This window comes from Streptomyces coacervatus (assembly GCF_029223485.1).
Classification (GTDB): domain Bacteria; phylum Actinomycetota; class Actinomycetes; order Streptomycetales; family Streptomycetaceae; genus Streptomyces; species Streptomyces coacervatus.
Map to the genome: position 1 here is coordinate 792,852 of NZ_JARHTP010000001.1, position 15,715 is coordinate 808,566.

Annotated in this window: 12 protein-coding genes; 7 read left to right on the plus strand and 5 right to left on the minus strand. The window is 71.2% G+C overall.

Annotation, left to right across the window (positions count from 1 at the left end):
* The first annotated feature begins 97 nt into the window (after nt 1-97).
* The 3 genes from efeU (at nt 98) to P2Q00_RS03510 (ending at nt 5,435) form a co-directional block, all read left to right on the plus strand.
* On the plus strand, nt 98-2,149 hold the full coding sequence (efeU, locus tag P2Q00_RS03500; protein ID WP_275769296.1) for an iron uptake transporter permease EfeU: 2,052 nt from the start codon (nt 98-100) through the stop codon (nt 2,147-2,149).
* A 41-nt stretch (nt 2,150-2,190) separates the two neighbouring features.
* The gene (gene efeB, locus P2Q00_RS03505; RefSeq protein WP_275769298.1) at nt 2,191-3,471 is read left to right on the plus strand and encodes an iron uptake transporter deferrochelatase/peroxidase subunit; all 1,281 of its coding nucleotides are present in this window, start codon (nt 2,191-2,193) and stop codon (nt 3,469-3,471) included.
* A gap of 221 nt (nt 3,472-3,692) precedes the next feature.
* Nucleotides 3,693-5,435 (plus strand): hypothetical protein, encoded by a 1,743-nt coding sequence (locus P2Q00_RS03510; RefSeq protein ID WP_338059289.1) that lies wholly within the window; start codon nt 3,693-3,695, stop codon nt 5,433-5,435.
* Nucleotides 5,436-5,491: 56 nt separating this feature from the next.
* Here P2Q00_RS03510 and P2Q00_RS03515 read toward each other — a convergent pair whose 3' ends face one another.
* Nucleotides 5,492-6,004 (minus strand): GtrA family protein, encoded by a 513-nt coding sequence (locus P2Q00_RS03515; RefSeq protein WP_275769300.1) that lies wholly within the window; start codon nt 6,002-6,004, stop codon nt 5,492-5,494.
* The gene (locus tag P2Q00_RS03520; protein ID WP_275769302.1) at nt 5,979-6,833 is read right to left on the minus strand and encodes a hypothetical protein; all 855 of its coding nucleotides are present in this window, start codon (nt 6,831-6,833) and stop codon (nt 5,979-5,981) included. The genes P2Q00_RS03515 and P2Q00_RS03520 overlap by 26 nt, the downstream gene beginning before the upstream one ends.
* Nucleotides 6,834-7,271: 438 nt before the next feature.
* Between P2Q00_RS03520 and P2Q00_RS03525 the strand changes: the two genes are divergently transcribed.
* From P2Q00_RS03525 to P2Q00_RS03535, 3 genes are read left to right on the plus strand one after another with little or no spacing between them, the layout of a single operon-like run.
* The gene (locus P2Q00_RS03525) at nt 7,272-9,488 is read left to right on the plus strand and encodes an MMPL family transporter (protein WP_275769303.1); all 2,217 of its coding nucleotides are present in this window, start codon (nt 7,272-7,274) and stop codon (nt 9,486-9,488) included.
* 39 nt (nt 9,489-9,527) lie between these two features.
* Nucleotides 9,528-10,802, plus strand: a complete 1,275-nt coding sequence (locus P2Q00_RS03530) for a sensor histidine kinase (protein ID WP_275769510.1) — start codon at nt 9,528-9,530, stop codon at nt 10,800-10,802.
* Entirely contained in the window at nt 10,799-11,482 is a 684-nt protein-coding gene (locus P2Q00_RS03535) for a response regulator transcription factor (RefSeq protein ID WP_275769306.1), read from the plus strand. The genes P2Q00_RS03530 and P2Q00_RS03535 overlap by 4 nt, the downstream gene beginning before the upstream one ends.
* A 198-nt stretch (nt 11,483-11,680) precedes the next feature.
* Here the strand turns inward: P2Q00_RS03535 and P2Q00_RS03540 are convergent, their stop codons facing one another.
* From P2Q00_RS03540 to P2Q00_RS03550, 3 genes are all read right to left on the minus strand, one after another.
* The gene (locus P2Q00_RS03540; RefSeq protein WP_275769308.1) at nt 11,681-12,802 is read right to left on the minus strand and encodes a PP2C family protein-serine/threonine phosphatase; all 1,122 of its coding nucleotides are present in this window, start codon (nt 12,800-12,802) and stop codon (nt 11,681-11,683) included.
* 193 nt (nt 12,803-12,995) lie between these two features.
* Nucleotides 12,996-14,183 (minus strand): flotillin family protein, encoded by a 1,188-nt coding sequence (locus tag P2Q00_RS03545; RefSeq protein WP_275769310.1) that lies wholly within the window; start codon nt 14,181-14,183, stop codon nt 12,996-12,998.
* Between the two features lie 15 nt (nt 14,184-14,198).
* Complete coding sequence (locus P2Q00_RS03550; RefSeq protein ID WP_099934556.1) at nt 14,199-14,450, minus strand: NfeD C-terminal domain-containing protein; 252 nt, start codon at nt 14,448-14,450, stop codon at nt 14,199-14,201.
* A gap of 301 nt (nt 14,451-14,751) precedes the next feature.
* Between P2Q00_RS03550 and P2Q00_RS03555 the strand changes: the two genes are divergently transcribed.
* Nucleotides 14,752-15,672, plus strand: coding sequence for an SGNH/GDSL hydrolase family protein (locus tag P2Q00_RS03555; RefSeq protein WP_275769312.1), 921 nt, complete (start codon nt 14,752-14,754; stop codon nt 15,670-15,672).
* Nucleotides 15,673-15,715 lie beyond the last annotated feature (43 nt).

The window sequence follows — 15,715 nt, forward strand, 5'->3', positions numbered from 1 at the left end:
GACTACAGACGTGTAGTCATGATGGTCCGGGCATGGGTAAGGCATGCCTTCGCTAACTTGTGCCGGCTCGGCCGGGACCAGGCAGGGGAAGGGCCGTATGTGGGACGACGCGTTTCCGAGTTTCCTGATCGGACTGCGAGAAGGACTCGAAGCGGGACTCATCGTCTCCATCCTGGTCGCCACACTGGTCCGGGCCGGCGCCAAGTCCCGTCTGCCGCAGGTGTGGACGGGCGTACTCGCCGCCATCGCCCTGTCGATGAGCTTCGGTGCGGTTCTCACCTTCACCGCCGCGTCCCTGTCGGCGACCGCCCAGGAGGCGTTCGGCGGCACCCTCAGCGTGATCGCCGTCGCGTTCGTCACGGCGATGGTCTTCTGGATGCGCCGCTCGGCCCGCAGCCTCTCCGGTGAGATCAAGGAGAGGGTCACCGGTGCACTCGGCATGGGCGCGGGCGTGCTGGTCGTCACCTCCTTCCTCGCGGTGGGCCGGGAGGGCCTGGAGACCGCATTGTTCCTGTGGACCACCGCTCAGGCGGCGGGCGAGTCCGCGGGCCCTCTCACCGGCGCCGGCATCGGACTGGTCCTCGCCGGCGGGTTGTGCTGGGGCCTGTACCGCCGGGTGCTGAAGATCAACCTGACGAAGTTCTTCACCGCCACCGGCGTCGTCCTCATCGTGATCGCCGCCGGCGTCCTCGGCTACGGCCTGCGCGACCTCCAGGAGGGCGGCGTCCTGCCGGGCAACACGGCCTACGCCGTCGACCTGAGCGGCAGCGTCGACGCCGGCTCCTGGTACAGCACCCTCGTCCAGGGCGTTTTCAACCTGACCCCGACGATGACCTGGCTCCAGGTCATCGGCTACGTCGGCTATCTCGCCGTCGTCATGACCCTGTTCGTCCGCGGTGTCCGCGCCACGACCCGGACCGCACAGCCCGAGCCGGCGAAGCAGCCGGGGGAGACGGCGGGGAAGGCCGGGAAGAAGCCCGCGAAGAGCCTCCGGCGCCCCGCCTGGGTCGTCCCCGTCGCCGTCGTCGCGGTCCCGGCGGTGATCGCCTCGCTGGTCGTCGCCTTCGGCCGCTCCAAGCCGGCCTCCGCGCAGACGATCGCGGTCTCCGAGAAGGAGTGCGGCAGCGGCTTCACCGCGCCCAAGCCGGGCCGGCAGATCTTCCAGATGCACAACACCGGCGGCAAGACCTCCGAGGTGTACCTGATCGACCCGTCGACGAGTGCCGTCTACGGTGAGATCGAGGGACTGGCCCCGGGCACCACCCGTGCCCTGGTCGCCACCGTCGCCGGCGGCACCTACGCCTGGCGCTGCGTGCCCACCGGCGGCACCGCCGTCACCTCCAAGGCCGTCCGCGTTACCGGCGGCGGCAGCGCCAAGGCCGTCGTGCCGGTCTCGGAGAGGGACCTCGCCGTCCCGCTCCGGCAGTACAAGTCGTACGTCGACCAGGGCCTGGCCACCCTCGTCGCGCAGACGCGGACCCTCGACGACGACATCAAGGGCGACCACCTCGACAGGGCCCGCACCGACTGGCTCACCGCGCACCTCACCTACTCCTCCCTCGGCGCCGCCTACGGCACCTTCGAGGACTTCGACAAGAAGATCAACGGCAGGGCCGACGGGCTTCCGGACGGCGTGCGGGACAAGGACTTCGCCGGGTTCCACCGTCTTGAGTACGGCCTGTGGCACGGCGAGTCGGCGGCCGGTCTCAAGGCCCCGGCCGGCCGGCTCGTCGCCTCGGCCGCCGGGCTCCAAAAGGCGTTTCCCGCCCAGGACTTCGACCCCTCCGACCTGCCGCTGCGCGCCCACGAGATCCTGGAGAACACCCTGCAGTTCGAGCTCACCGGCGACACCGACGAGGGCAGCGGCACCAACCTCGCCACCGCGACCGCCAACCTGGCCGGCACCCGCGAACTGCTCACCGTACTGAGACCGCTGCTGACCACTCGCGCACCGAAGCTGCTGCCGACCGTCGACGCCGACATCGCCCGCCTGCACCAGCTCCTCGACGGTGTACACCACGGCACCACCTGGACCCCCGTGGACCAGCTGGACGCCACCACCCGGGCCCAGATCAACGGCGTCACCGGGCAGCTCCTGGAGGACCTGTCGCCCGTCCCCGACCTGCTGGAGATCAGGAAGGCCGCCTGATGACCGCCCAGCACCCCGCGCCCATGGAAGGAAACCACCCCATGCCGTCCGCCGAAACGCCCGCCTCGCCGGGCGGCTGCCCCGCCGGTCACGGCCGCCGCTCCTTCGTGAAGTCGGCGCTCGGTGCCGGGGCCGCCGGTGCGGTCCTGGCCGGCGGGGGATTCGCTCTCAGCGAGGCCGGCGCGACCCAGGCGCAGGCCGCGGACACCGCGAACGCGGCGAAGGTGCCCTTCCACGGAGTCCACCAGGCGGGCATCCTCACCCCCACCCCGACGGCGGCCACCTTTGTCTCCTTCGACGTCATCGCCCGGTCCCGCACGGAACTGGCCGACCTGTTCAGGACGATCAGCGAACGGGCCCGCTTCCTCACCGAGGGCGGCACCCCCACCGACCTCGGGGTGGGCGCCCCGCCCTCCGACAACGGCATCCTCGGCCCCGTCGTCCCCGCCGACGCACTCACCGTCACCGTCGGTGTCGGCGCCTCCCTCTTCGACGACCGCTACGGTCTCGCCAAGGCCAAGCCGACCCGCCTCACGCCGATGCGGACCTTCCCCAACGACAACCTGAAGGCCGCCGAATGTCACGGGGACCTCTCCCTGCAGATCTGCGGCAACCGCCAGGACACCGTGCTGCACGCGCTGCGCGACATCGCCAAGCACACCCGCGGCGGCATGCAGATCAAGTGGCGGATCGACGGTTTCCAGAACGCACCGCGCCCCACCGGCGCCCAGCGCAACCTGCTCGGCTTCAAGGACGGCATCGCCAACCCGGACGTCCGCTCCGCCCGTGAGACCAGCCGTCTGATCTGGGTCGGCGAGGGACAGGGCGAACCCGCCTGGGCGACCGGCGGCAGCTATCAGGTGATCCGCATCATCCGCATGCTGGTCGAGTTCTGGGACCGGGTCTCGCTCAGCGAGCAGGAGCTGATGTTCGGCCGCCGCAAGGACACCGGCGCCCCGCTCGACGGAGCCACGGAGACCGACATCCCCAACTACGCCAAGGACCCGAAGGGCAACGCGATCCCGTTGGACGCCCACATCCGCCGGGCCAACCCACGCACGGCCAGGACCGACAACTCCCGCATCCTGCGCCGCGGTTACAACTACGACCGGGGCATCGACAGCGTCGGCAACCTCGACATGGGCCTGGTCTTCTGCTGCTACCAGCAGGACGTCAAGCGGCAGTTCGAGGCCACCCAGACCCGCCTGATCGACGAACCCCTCGTCGACTACATCTCCCCGACCGGTGGCGGCTACTTCTACGCCCTGCCCGGCGCCAGGCACTCCTCCGACTGGCTCGGGCGCGCGCTGCTGGATGTCTGAGGGCGGCCCTACGGTTTGTAGGGTGAGAGATGGGTGAGAAGAAGCCGGCCCCTCCACAAGGCCGCCCAGCAGGCGACGGAGCTACCGCCGGCGGATGGCCTCCGCTCTCGTGGAACCTCTCCCGTCAAGCACTTACCCACACGCTGTAGTAGATGGTTTTGAGTCGCTGAACGCACGTGGGTGCCGCCCAATGGAGACACGGCGGAGGAGGCGGTCGCGTGATGGACGCCCATCGCGCCGGAACGGACCTGATGGCGCCGCCTCCGACCCGGGTCGCGGTGCTCGGCGTTCCGGAGGCCGGCCCCCAGCAGCTGCATCGCGGGATGACGCTGGTGGCCACGATCAGCCTGTTCATCGGGACGCGTGCGGCCTGGACCACCGCAATGGAATCCCGCCCGGCCATCGCTGGGGCGATCTCCGTCTGCTACGCCTCGATCCTGGTCTGTGCCGTCCTCGCTCTCTTCGTACGCACCCTACGAGCCCTGGTCCGGGTGGACGCGGCGGTGCTGGTGACCGCTGTGGCCCTGGTGACCTGCGGCTATCTGCTCGACCACGCGGGCACCGACGAAGGCGTACTGACCGCCCAGGCCGCGAACCAGATCCTGCACGGCCATCCGGTCTACGGCCAACCCTGGCCCTGGCTCTTCGGCACTGCGCGCGTCGGGATCACCAAGACCATGTCCGGCGGTGCCGACTACACCTACGGCTACCCGCCGCTGACCGCCCTGCTCGCCGCCCCGGTGCATGCCGTGGTCCACTCGACGGCGGCCGCCACCCTGGTGACCACCAGTGCGCTCCTCGTCTCCGCGGTCCTGTTGTGGTTCCTGCTGCCGGCACCCTGGCGCTCCGCGGCCACCGCGGTCTGTCTCGGCTTCGGCTTCCTGCCCCACTACGCCTACGCCGGCTACCCGGCGATCACGGCCCTCGCCCTCCTCATCCCCGTGGCGGTCCGCTGGCCCGCCACCGGCTCCGGCGGCCGTCTCGGGCCGGGCGGAGTGCTGCGGGCGGCCTGTCTGGGCGCCGCCTGCGCCGCCCAGCAACTCGCCTGGTTCCTCGCCCCGTTCCTCCTGATCGGCCTGTACGCCGTCAGACGCGGCGAACTCGGCCCCAGGCGGGCGCTTGCCGTCATCGCCCGATATGCCGCCACGGCTGGACTCGCCTGGGCCGCCGTCAACGCCTACTTCGCCGTCCAGGAGTTCTCCGCCTGGCTGCATGGTGTGTTGCTGCCCCTGGACCAGAAGGCGATCCTGCACGGCCAGGGCCTGATGGGCATCTCCTACTACTTCACCGCGGGCAGCAGCCGCCTCGACTACTACTCCTACGGCAGTCTGCTGCTTCTGTTCGGCCTGCTCGCCGCCACGCTGCTGTTCGTCCGGCGCCTCGGCCCCGCGATCACCGTGCTGCCCTGGTGCTCGTTCTACCTGGCCACCCGTTCCCAGGACGGCTACTTCCTGATGATGACCCCGCTGTGGCTCGCGGTCGCCGCCACCGTCCCGGCCGCCGCGTTCGCCACCGCCTGGCAGCCGCGTCTGCCCGGCGTCACCGGCCGCCGCGCGAAGGCCGCCGTGGCCGCGGGGCTGCTCGTACCCGCCTTCGCGTGCGTGGCGATCGCCGCCGCAAGCCCACCGCCCCTGCGCATGAGCCTCGCGCCCCGCTACGCCACGCACGAGTCGCGCGCCGGCGTCACAGCCATCGACGTACGGGCCGTCAACATCACGGGCACGACCCTCGCCCCGCACTTCGCCAGCCGCACCGGCCAGGGCGCCTCCAACTGGTGGACCATCGCCTCCGGTCCGGCCGGCCTGGCCCCGCACGCCTCCGCCGAATACGTGGTCGAACCCCCCGGTGGTTTCCGCGCCCTCCCGAGCGGCACGCATGAACGCACCTATCTCATCGCCGTCACCGGCACCCCGATGACGATCACCACCGCCCCTATCCCGCCCGCCCGGCCGTCGACCCGGTGAGGTAACGGGTTCTTGGACCGGTTCGCGACGGCCGCGGCAGCTCCGTACGGGAATGGTCAGTGCCTACGGGTCCTTGCGGGATCGCCCCGCGACGGAGAGGGGCCGGGTTGGTCCAGGGGGTCCCGCGGTCGGAACACCCAGGTCCGGTACGCCCCGAAGCGGAAGCCGGTGGCGGCGGCCAGGCCCACGGCCTTGAACAGGTTGCTCTGCAGGGCGCTGTCCCAGCCGAACCAGTAGGTGGCCGCGTACAACACGCCGTTCTCGACGACCAGGCCGATGACGCTGAACACGAAGAACAGCGTGAACTGACGGGCCGGCCGGTGCTTGTCCCGGTCGCGGTAGGCGAAGTAGCGAAAGCCCAGGTAGTTGACGAGGAGCGCCACGCTGGTGCCGATGACGCTGCACCGCACCACGGGAAGGTGCGTGGCCGCGCGGCACAGGTTGAACACCGCGAAGTTCACCGCCACGCCGAGACCGCCGACCAGAGCGAACCTCACGATCTCGCCCGTCAGCGCACGACGGGTGCGGCTGCCCGGCGGCCGATCAGGAGCGGAAGCCGACGTGTACATGGTCGTGATGGGTGGGGTCGCTGAAGAACTGTCCCAGGGTGCCGCCGCCGAGCTGTACCGGGCCGCCGACGTTGTAGGAGCCGGTCGCCGCCGCGTCACGCATGAACGACTCGATCAGCCGGCGGGGGGTGGCCGAGTCGACCACGGAGCGGCCGTTGATCTGCCAGACGTCGAACGCCCGGCCGTGCGGGTGGTCGCTGGGGCGGGAGGTGCCGAAGACGTCCAGCGGATGGCCCGAGCGGATCACGCTCAGGTTCATCCGGTACGTGCCCGCCAGCCGCAGCATCGCCTCCAGCACGGTGGTGTGGATGTGCCCGCTGCGCACGTCGGCCCGTGCGGCGGGCGGCAGACCGATACGCGAGTCGTCCAGCACCTTGCGTGCGGCCGGAGGCAGCGACGAGGCCGCCGGGCCCGGGCGGGCCGGATGCAGGGCGGTGACCGTCCACCGCGGCTGCGCGCGGCTGAGCCGCACGTCCACGGTGGTACCGCCCGCAGTGACGGCGTCCGCCCGGCGGGTCCACTGCCGACAGACCACCAGCACACTGGCCGTGTCGGTCAGGATCCCGCCGTACTGGGCGTCCACCACCTGCAGCACGGCCTCGTCGGCGGAGGCCAACAGCGGTCCGGCCTGGCCGGCGAGGCCCGGAGCCAGCCCGAGGGCGGACACCCGGCTCCGCCCCGCGACCGTGCCCTGCTCTCCGGTGCGCCAGCTGCCGAGAGCTTCGATGAGCTGTACGGCGCGCAGTTTGACCTGCGGATCGACATCGTCGCGGCTGGGGCGCCAGAGGGTGGCGCGCGGGAGTGCCGAACGGGCTCCGGGGGTGCCCACACCGGACGTCGACCGCGGGCTCGGGGGGACCCCTGTCTGCCGGGTACCCGACGCGGTGACATGACGGCCGCCGCTCGAACAGGCTGCGGCGCCGAACGCCAAGCCACCCACCGCAAGGAGTACCGTCCGTCGACCGACCGGGGATGCCGGCTGCCCGAAGTCGCGCATCAATCAGCCATCCCTTCCTCGCTCGGAAGGCGTGCCTCGACAATCACCCTACGTCTTGTCGGGTGATGCCGCGCGCACCAGCTACAAGGTGCGAAATGGCTCGCCCTCATACCCACGCCGTATGCGGTGCTCCGCCTCGAGGAGGAGATGAGCGCGCCACCTCGTGCAGTGCCACCAGGCAAGAGTGCGGGCACGGGCACGATGCCCCGGCGCACCTTCTCCCGCCAGGCTGGTCGTTCACCCGAACCCAGACCTGGAGATCCGTTTCTCGTGGCTATCTTGCTCTATCGGATGGGCCGGACCGCCTTCCAACGGCGCTGGCTCGTGGCGTTGTTGTGGGCCGTGCTCCTCGGCGCCGTCGGCCTCGGGGCCGCCAAGGCTCCCGCCGCCTCCGACGACGGCACGTCCTTCATGCCCGGCATCGAGGCGCAGAAGGCCTTCGACCTGATCGCAGAGCGCTTCCCCGGCTCGGCGGCCAACGGGGCGAACGCGCGGATCGTGTTCATCGCGCCCGACGGGGAGAAGGTGACCGCGGCCGACAACCGTGCCGCCATCGGCTCGCTCGTGACGGACGCCGCCGACGACCCGCAGGTCTCCGGTGCCGTGAACCCGTTCACGGCGGGCGCGGTGAGCAAGGACGGCTCCACCGCCTATGCCACGGTGAACTACAAGGTGAAGGCCGACGACCTCACCGACGCCGACAAGACCGCCCTGGAAAAGGCCATCGACAAGGCGCGCGCCTCCGGCCTCACCGTCGAGGTCGGAGGCACCGCGCTCGCCGAGCAGCCCGCGGCGGGCGGCTCGGCCGAGGCCATCGGCATCGCGCTCGCCGCCGTAGTCCTGTTGATCACCTTCGGGTCCCTCGCGGCCGCCGGTCTGCCGCTGCTCACCGCCATCATCGGCGTCGGGGTCAGCATGGCTGCCATCATGGCGCTGGGCAGCACCTTCGGTCTGTCCATGACCACCGGGACGCTCGCCACGATGCTCGGACTCGCGGTGGGCATCGACTACGCCCTCTTCGTGGTCTCCCGCTACCGGGAGGAGCGCGCGAACGGGCACGAGCCGTGTGAGGCGGCCGGCCTTGCCGTCGGCACGGCCGGCTCCGCGGTGGTCTTCGCCGGCCTCACGGTCGTCATCGCGCTGGCCGGACTGTCGGTGGTCGGCGTTCCGATGCTGACCAAGATGGGGCTGTGCGCCGCGGGCGCCGTGATCGTCGCCGTCCTGGTCGCCCTCACCCTGGTCCCCGCGCTGCTCGGGATGTGGCCCGAGGCCGTACTCTCCCGTCGTACTCGCAAGCGGGGCCCGGCAGTTGGGCGGTCCGACAACGGCGGTTCCCGGTGGGCGCGGTTCGTGCTGCGCCGCCCGAAGGCGGTGCTGGTGGCGTGTATCGCCGGCCTGGGCGCTCTCGCCCTTCCCGTCACCCATCTGGAGATGGGCATGCCGGGGGCCGAGTCCAAGCCGGTCTCGTCGACGGAACGACGTGCCTACGACGCGCTCGCGGACGGCTTCGGCGCGGGCTTCAACGGGCCGCTGACGATCGTGGCGGACGTCAGGGGCGCGGCCGATCCCAAGGCGGCCGTGCAGGAGATCGCCGAGGAGGTCGGCGTCACCCGCGGGGTCGTGTCCGTCTCCGCCGCACAGTTCAACAAGGCCGGTGACGCCGCGCTGTTCTCGGCGGTTCCGGCCACCGGCCCGAACGACGAGAAGACCAAGGACCTAGTGCAGAGCATCCGTGCGGAACGCCCCGGCCTGGAGCGGAGGACGGGGGCGACGTTCGAGGTCACCGGTTCCACCGCGATGAACATCGACGTCGCGCAGGCGCTGCAGGACGCACTCGTGCCCTACCTGGCCGTCATCGTCGGCCTGGCCATGGTCCTGCTGCTGGTCGTCTTCCGTTCCCTGCTCGTGCCGGTCAAGGCCGCCTTCGGGTTCCTGCTGTCGGTGCTGGCCGCGCTCGGCGCGGTCGTGGCGGTCTTCCAGTGGGGCTGGGGAGCGGGGCTGCTGGGCGTGGAGCAGTCCGGGCCGATCATGAGCCTGATGCCGATCTTCCTGGTGGGCATCGTCTTCGGGCTGGCCATGGACTACGAGGTGTTCCTCGTCGCCCGTATGCGGGAGGCATACGTCCACGGGGACCGGGCCCCGCAGGCGGTCGTCACGGGATTCCGGCACAGCGCACGGGTGGTCGTGGCCGCAGCCGTGATCATGATGGCGGTCTTCTCCGGGTTCATCGGCTCTGGCGAGTCCATGATCAAGACCATTGGTTTCGGTCTCGCCGTCGCGGTGCTGTTCGACGCCTTCGTGGTACGGATGGCGCTCGTGCCCGCGGTTCTGGCCCTGCTCGGCGACAAGGCGTGGTGGCTGCCGCGGTGGCTGGACCGGCTGCTGCCCGACGTCGACGTCGAGGGCACCGGGCTCACCACCCGGTCCGCGCCCGGCACCGGTCCGGCAGCTGTCGAGCCCGCCCCGCAGGAGCCGGCCCGTACCTGATGCGCGAGTAATCTGCCTTGGGAACCATCTCGGAGCGTGATGAGCACAAACTGGCAGCGCCGGGCAGCGACCCGTCCGAAAGCCGTCGAAGCGGCGAAGCTGGTCCTGCTCTTCGCCCTCACGGTCGCCGGTGTCCTCCTCACCCGGGCGGTCCTGCCCGAACGGCCGGCCCTGTGGCCCGGCCTCCTCCTGTCCGCCGTCGCCTGCGGCGCGCTGCACCGGCGCCGCAGCCGCCCCCTCCAGGCGCTCGCGGTCGCCTTGCTGTGCACCATGGGCCTGGGTGCCGTCGGCTATCTCCTGACCCCCGGGGTGATGGGTCCGCTCCTGGTCGCGCAGTACGCCACGAGCGTGCACACACCCCGCCGCACCACCTGGAACAGCGCGCTGGCGGCCGCCGCCGGCATGGTCGGCGCGGGGCTGTTCGGCAAGGCCTTCCACGGCTCACTGATCCTCGCCGTCGTCAACCCGGCGGCATGGGTGCTGCTGTCCGCGGCGTTCGGCAGCTACATCCGGGTGCGTCGCGAGTACGCGGCGGCCCGCGCCGAGCACGCCGCCCGCGAACGGGAGGAGGAGGCCCGCCACCGGGTGATCCAGGAACGTATGCGCATCGCGCGGGAGTTGCACGACGTGGTCGCCCACCATCTGACGCTGGCCGACGCCCAGGCCGCCACCGCGGCCCACCTCTCCCGCACCCACCCCGAGCAGGCCTTCGACATCATCGGCAAGCTGCCCGGGACCACGGCCGCGGCACTGCGCGAACTCAAGGCAACCGTCGGACTGCTGCGCGAGGACACCGACACCGCCGACCTGGCCCCCGCGCCCGGACTGCGCCAACTGCCCGAGCTGGTCGACGCCTGCTCGGCGGCCGGACTGCAGGTGACGGTCGCCGTCGAAGGACAGGCGCGCCGGCTCACCCCCGTACTCGACCTGACGGCGTACCGGATCATCCAGGAAGCACTGACCAACGTCACCAAGCACGCCGCCACCCGCACCGCACAGGTCCGTCTCTCCTACACACCCGACCACCTGACCCTGACCGTCAGCAACGACACCGCCGCCGAAAGCCCGGCGCCCGCCCGCGGCCCCGGAGGCGGTTTCGGTCTGCTCGGCATGCGCGAGCGCGCCACCGCCGTGGGCGGCACCTTCCATGCCGGCCGCCGGCCGCATGGCGGCTTCGAGGTCGCCTGCACGCTTCCGCTCGACGGCCACGCCGACGGTCACCCCGCCGCCGACGACGACAGCCGCGACCACAGCCCAGACGAAAGCCACGACGAACGCCACGACTCACGCCACGACGAAGGCCCCGCCACATGACCATCCGCGTCCTGCTCGCCGACGACCAGGCCCTGCTGCGGGCCACCTTCCGCATCCTCATCGACTCGGATCCGGGCCTGACCGTCGTGGCGGAGGCCGCCGACGGACAGGAGGCCGTCGACCTCACCGCGACCCACCGGCCCGACGTGGTCATCATGGACATCCGCATGCCGGACGTCGACGGAGTGGCGGCCACCGCCGCCATCTGCTCCCGGCCGGAGCTGTCGGCGACGCACATCCTCATCCTCACCACCTTCGAGAACGACGAGAACGTCGCCAAGGCCCTGCGGGCCGGTGCGAGCGGCTTCCTCGGCAAGGGCGTCAGCCCGGAGGTCCTGCTGTCGAGCATCCGCACCGTCGCGGCCGGCGACTCCCTGCTCTCCCCGGCCGCCACCCGGACCCTCATCACCCGCTTCCTGGCCACCCCGGACACCGACGACTTCCTCGCCCTGCCCGAGGCGGTCAAGGCCCTGACCGACCGCGAACGCGAGGTCGTGGCGCTGGCCGCGCACGGCAGGTCCAACGCCGAGATCGCCGAGCGACTCGTCCTGAGCCCGCTGACCGTGCGCAGCCACATCCAGCGGGCCATGACCAAACTCGACGCCCGCGACCGGGCCCAGCTCGTCGTCATCGCGTACCAGAGCGGCCTGGTCAAACCGCGTCCGGATACGGGCAGTTGACCCGCATCGGGGCTCCCCGCAGCAGCGGCAGGGAGCCCCGAAGAGGAGAACCCGGCCCAGCGGCCGGGCGCCCGGTCCGTGTAGGCGGAGAAGGAGCCGGAGCTCGGGTTCGCCGCGGCCGTCTCGCCGAGCACGGAGGCATGGCGGAGCTCTGATGCCAACCGGAGGGGTCAGGGGGACCCAACGGGGCAGCCGTGCTCAGTGGCGCGGGGAGCGGCGGACGGTGAGGACGGCGATGTCGTCGTGGCTGCGGTCGGCGTCGGTGAACGCGCGGGCGTCCTCGTGCAGTGCCCGGGGCAGTTCGGTGGGGGAGAGGCCGAGGTGCTTGGTCAGTCGCTCGTCGAGCGGGTAGAACGAGCCGTCGTCGGCGCGGGTCTCGGTGAGGCCGTCGGTGGTCAGCAGCAGCGTCGAACCGGCCGGGAACTCGAACCAGTTCACGGTCGTGGGCTCGGCGGCCAGCTCGGCGAGACCGAGCGGGACACCCGAGTCCAGCGGCGGCGTGGTGACCAGGCCCTCGTGCATCAACCGGGGAGGAATGTGCCCGCAGTTGACGACCTGCGCCTCGTCGCCCGCGTCGACGCCGACGATCAGCGCGGTGACGAACCGCTCGTCGTCGCCGGTCTGTTCGGCGTAGGAGTTGTGGCGGACCACCGCGGCGTCCAGGGCGTCGACGAGCGCGGTGAGGGTGGGCTCCCGGTGGGCCGCCTCGCGAAAGGCGCCGATGACGGCGAACGCGGCGCCCACCGCGGCCAGCCCCTTGCCCTGTACGTCGCCGATCAGCACCCGGGTGCCGAAGGGCGAGGCGACCACGTCGTAGATGTCGCCGCCGACGAGCCGGTCCTCCTGCACGGGCTCGTAGACGCCGTTGACCAGGACGTCGTCGGTGACCAGGGGCAGCGGGTGCAGGATGTGCCGCTGCATGGCCGCGGCGGTGGAGCGCAGCCGCAGCATCTCGTGTTCGCGCCTGATGCGCCGATGACAGGCGTAGCCGGAGGTCACACCGAGCGCGAGGGTGAACAGCACCAGCAGGAGCCGGTCGAGCCAGTGCCCGCCCGCCGGGGCCCGCACCAGCGCGGTGGTGGTGACGACCAGCGAGGTCCATGCCGCGACGAACCCCGTCTGCCGGACGGTGCACAGCGCCGACGCCGTCCCCGGCAGGAAGACCAGCAGCCCCAGCAGCCACACCTCGGACCCGGACAGCACGCCCAGGACCTCCACCAGGAGCGTCACCGACACCACGCCCACGACCAGTTCGGCGTTGCGCGGGGGCGCGATGGCGTCGGAGACTTCGGCGGGTCTCTTCCGGCGGCTACCGGTCATGGGGACTCCCGGGCAGGTGGTGATCACCATCTACGTTATGGCAGGCCCCGCCCACTTGCCGAAGTCCGGTGCAACCCCGCGCCCCTTAAGGGGCGCGGGGCAGCATCGATTTGCGGCTCCGCCGCGGGGCGCCACCAGCCACGACGGCGCCGCGGACGACAGACGGCCCATCGCGGCACCACCAGCGGAGCGCCTACTCGACGTCGACCGGACCGTCGTCCGACTTCTGCTCCTTGCCCGAGTGCAGCTGGAGCAGCCCGCTGACGCCGCCCTCCTCGGGGCGGCGGTTTTCCGTGGCGTCCTGGCCGTTCAGGTTCTGCCGGACCGAGTCGAGGATGGTCAGGCCCTGGGAGACCAGTCCGGCGGCGATCTCGCCCAGGCCGTCCGCGCCGTTGAGGACGTTGACGTTGGCGCCCGCCAGGCCGCCGGCCGCCTCCTTCACGATCTGCGGGAGCTGGTCGATCAGCATCCGGTCGAGCGCGACCCGGTCGTAGGAGGCCGCCGCCTCGGCCTGGATCTTCATGCGCTGCGCCTCGGCGGCGGCGAGCACCTTGATCCGCTCGGCCTCGGCCTCGGCGGGCTTCACGATCTCGGCCACCAGCTGCTGCTGGCGGAGCTTGGCCTGGCGCAGGGCCAGATCCGTCTGGGCGTCGAGCACCTCCTGCTGGGCATGCGCCTGCGCCAGCGGTCCGGCCTGGGAGGCCTTCGCCTGGGCGCGGTCCACCTCGGCCGAGTACTCCGCCTTGACCACGGCGGTCTGCCGGGCGTACTCGGCCTGGTTGCGGGCCGCCGCCTGCTCCGCCTCGACCGAGGCCTGGGTGGCCTGCGCCTGGGCGATCTGGGCCTGGCGCTGGATGGCCGCCTTGTGCGGTGCGGACATCGCGTCGATGTAGCCGACGTCGCCGTCGTCGATCGACTGGATCTGCAGCGAGTCCACGATCAGGCCGATCTTCGCCATCTCGGTCTTCGAGGTGTCCAGGACCTCCGCGGCGAGCTTCTGCCGCTCCGTGACGATCTCCTCGACCGTCATCGAGCCGATGATGGCGCGCAGGTGGCCGGCGAAGATCCGGCCGGTCAGCACCGACATCTGGTCCTGGTCGGAGAGGAAGCGCTGGCCCGCGTTGATGATGCTCTCGGTGTCGTTGCCGACCTTGAACGCGATGACGGCGCGGACGTGCAGGGCGATGCCCTGCCGGGTCACACAGGTCTCGGTGACCTCGGACTCGCACATCGAAAGGGTGAGGAAACGGGTCTTGCGGAAGATCGGGAGCACGAACTTGCCGTGCCCCGTCACCACTCGGAACGGCGCGCCCCCCAGTCCCCGCCGGCCTCCCGAGATCAACATCGCCTCGTCGGGAGCGGGAACGCGGTATCCGAACATGTTTCTTTCTACTCCTCAGTCTGCGCCGACGGTGTCGCCGCCCAGCGCGTCCAATGGATCCACCCACTCGATGACGCCGACCTCTCGGCATCCGCGCGACTCGATCACGAGCACGGTCGCCCCCGTGGGCAGGGGATCTTCGGACCAGGCGAGGAAGGTCTCGGAGCCGCCTCTCACCCGCACCAGGATTTCGCCGGGCCCCGCGGATCCGCGGGTTCCGACGAGCACCTTCCCCGTGCAGCCGATCACGGCTTCGTCCTGCGGCATCATGGCCGCTCTCCTATGTTCTGGCCCACGATTCAGACGATAGACCTACCTGGGGCGGGGACCCAACGGGCATGTCGATTCGGCTCGCGCCGCAGAGTCGCCGCCGGCCCCGACCGCCGGGGATTTCGGCTTCGTGCAATCGGCGGACTGCGCTGGACTCCCTCTACGGAAAGGGCAGTTGCCTGCTTCCTGCCTCTGGCCGCGGAGACATACCGGGCGGTATACAGACTCCGTCGCGTGTGATGCCCGTGCTCTCGGTGCCGGTTCCGCGCGACGTCCGGGTCTCAGGGGGAGGAATCGCATGGCGGACGAGACGCGTTCGGGCTCAGCGGCGAGACGTCGCAGGCGGGGGATCGCGGTGGGGGCGGCGCTCGGAGGCTGCGCCCTCGTCGCGGCGTCCACGACGCCGGCCGCGGCGGACGGCGGCGGGGGGTACGGCCGGGACACACGCTATGTGTCGCTCGGGGACTCCTATACGGCGGGCCCCCTCATCCCGCAGCAGGTGGACGCCAACTGCGCCCGCTCCGACCACAATTACCCCTCGATCGTGGCGGCGGCGCGAAGGGTGACCGCGTTCAAGGACGTGAGCTGCAGCGGAGCGACCACCGAGAACATGTGGAAGGCGCAGGGCACCAACGGGCCCCAGCTGGACGCGCTGAACCGGGCCACCGACCTGGTGACGGTCCAGATCGGCGGCAACGACGTCGGTTTCAGCTCCATCATCGGCACCTGCGCCAAGCTCAGCTCCCAGGATCCGACGGGAGATCCCTGCCGGCGCTACTACTCCTCGTCCGGGATCGACCAGCTGTCCCTCGACATCGCGCGGACGGCGCCGAAGATCGACGCGGTGCTGCGGGCCGTGCACGCCAGGGCGCCGCACGCCCGGGTGCTCGTCGTCGGCTACCCCGACCTGCTGCCCGACGACGGCAGCGGCTGCTACCCCTCGGTGCCGTTCGCTGCAGGGGACTTCCCCTATCTGCGGGACACCGGCAAGCGGCTGAACCTGATGCTTCGCCTGGTGGCCGCGTGGGACCGTGCGGAGTACGTCGACACCTACGGGCCCACGGTGGGCCACGACATGTGCAAGGCGCCCGACGTCCGCTGGCTCGAACCGCTCCAGCCGACCTCACCCGCCGCCCCCGCGCACCCCAACGCCAAGGGCGAGGAAGCGATGGCGCGTGCCGTTCTCGAACGTCTGGGCAAGCGAAACCACCAGGACTGAGCGGCTGCGGCGCCGATGTGCGCCCCATTGGTGTGACGTTGGG

Bases quoted from the DNA above. Each gene is read 5' to 3' on its own strand.
- P2Q00_RS03510 (WP_338059289.1), top strand. From the start codon at position 3,693: ATGGACGCCCATCGCGCCGGAACGGACCTGATGGCGCCGCCTCCGACC.
- P2Q00_RS03530 (WP_275769510.1), top strand. From the start codon at position 9,528: ATGAGCACAAACTGGCAGCGCCGGGCAGCGACCCGTCCGAAAGCCGTC.
- P2Q00_RS03550 (WP_099934556.1), bottom strand. From the start codon at position 14,450: ATGCCGCAGGACGAAGCCGTGATCGGCTGCACGGGGAAGGTGCTCGTC.
- P2Q00_RS03535 (WP_275769306.1), top strand. From the start codon at position 10,799: ATGACCATCCGCGTCCTGCTCGCCGACGACCAGGCCCTGCTGCGGGCC.
- efeB (WP_275769298.1), top strand. From the start codon at position 2,191: ATGCCGTCCGCCGAAACGCCCGCCTCGCCGGGCGGCTGCCCCGCCGGT.
- efeU (WP_275769296.1), top strand. From the start codon at position 98: ATGTGGGACGACGCGTTTCCGAGTTTCCTGATCGGACTGCGAGAAGGA.
- P2Q00_RS03515 (WP_275769300.1), bottom strand. From the start codon at position 6,004: ATGTACACGTCGGCTTCCGCTCCTGATCGGCCGCCGGGCAGCCGCACC.
- P2Q00_RS03555 (WP_275769312.1), top strand. From the start codon at position 14,752: ATGGCGGACGAGACGCGTTCGGGCTCAGCGGCGAGACGTCGCAGGCGG.
- P2Q00_RS03540 (WP_275769308.1), bottom strand. From the start codon at position 12,802: ATGACCGGTAGCCGCCGGAAGAGACCCGCCGAAGTCTCCGACGCCATC.
- P2Q00_RS03545 (WP_275769310.1), bottom strand. From the start codon at position 14,183: ATGTTCGGATACCGCGTTCCCGCTCCCGACGAGGCGATGTTGATCTCG.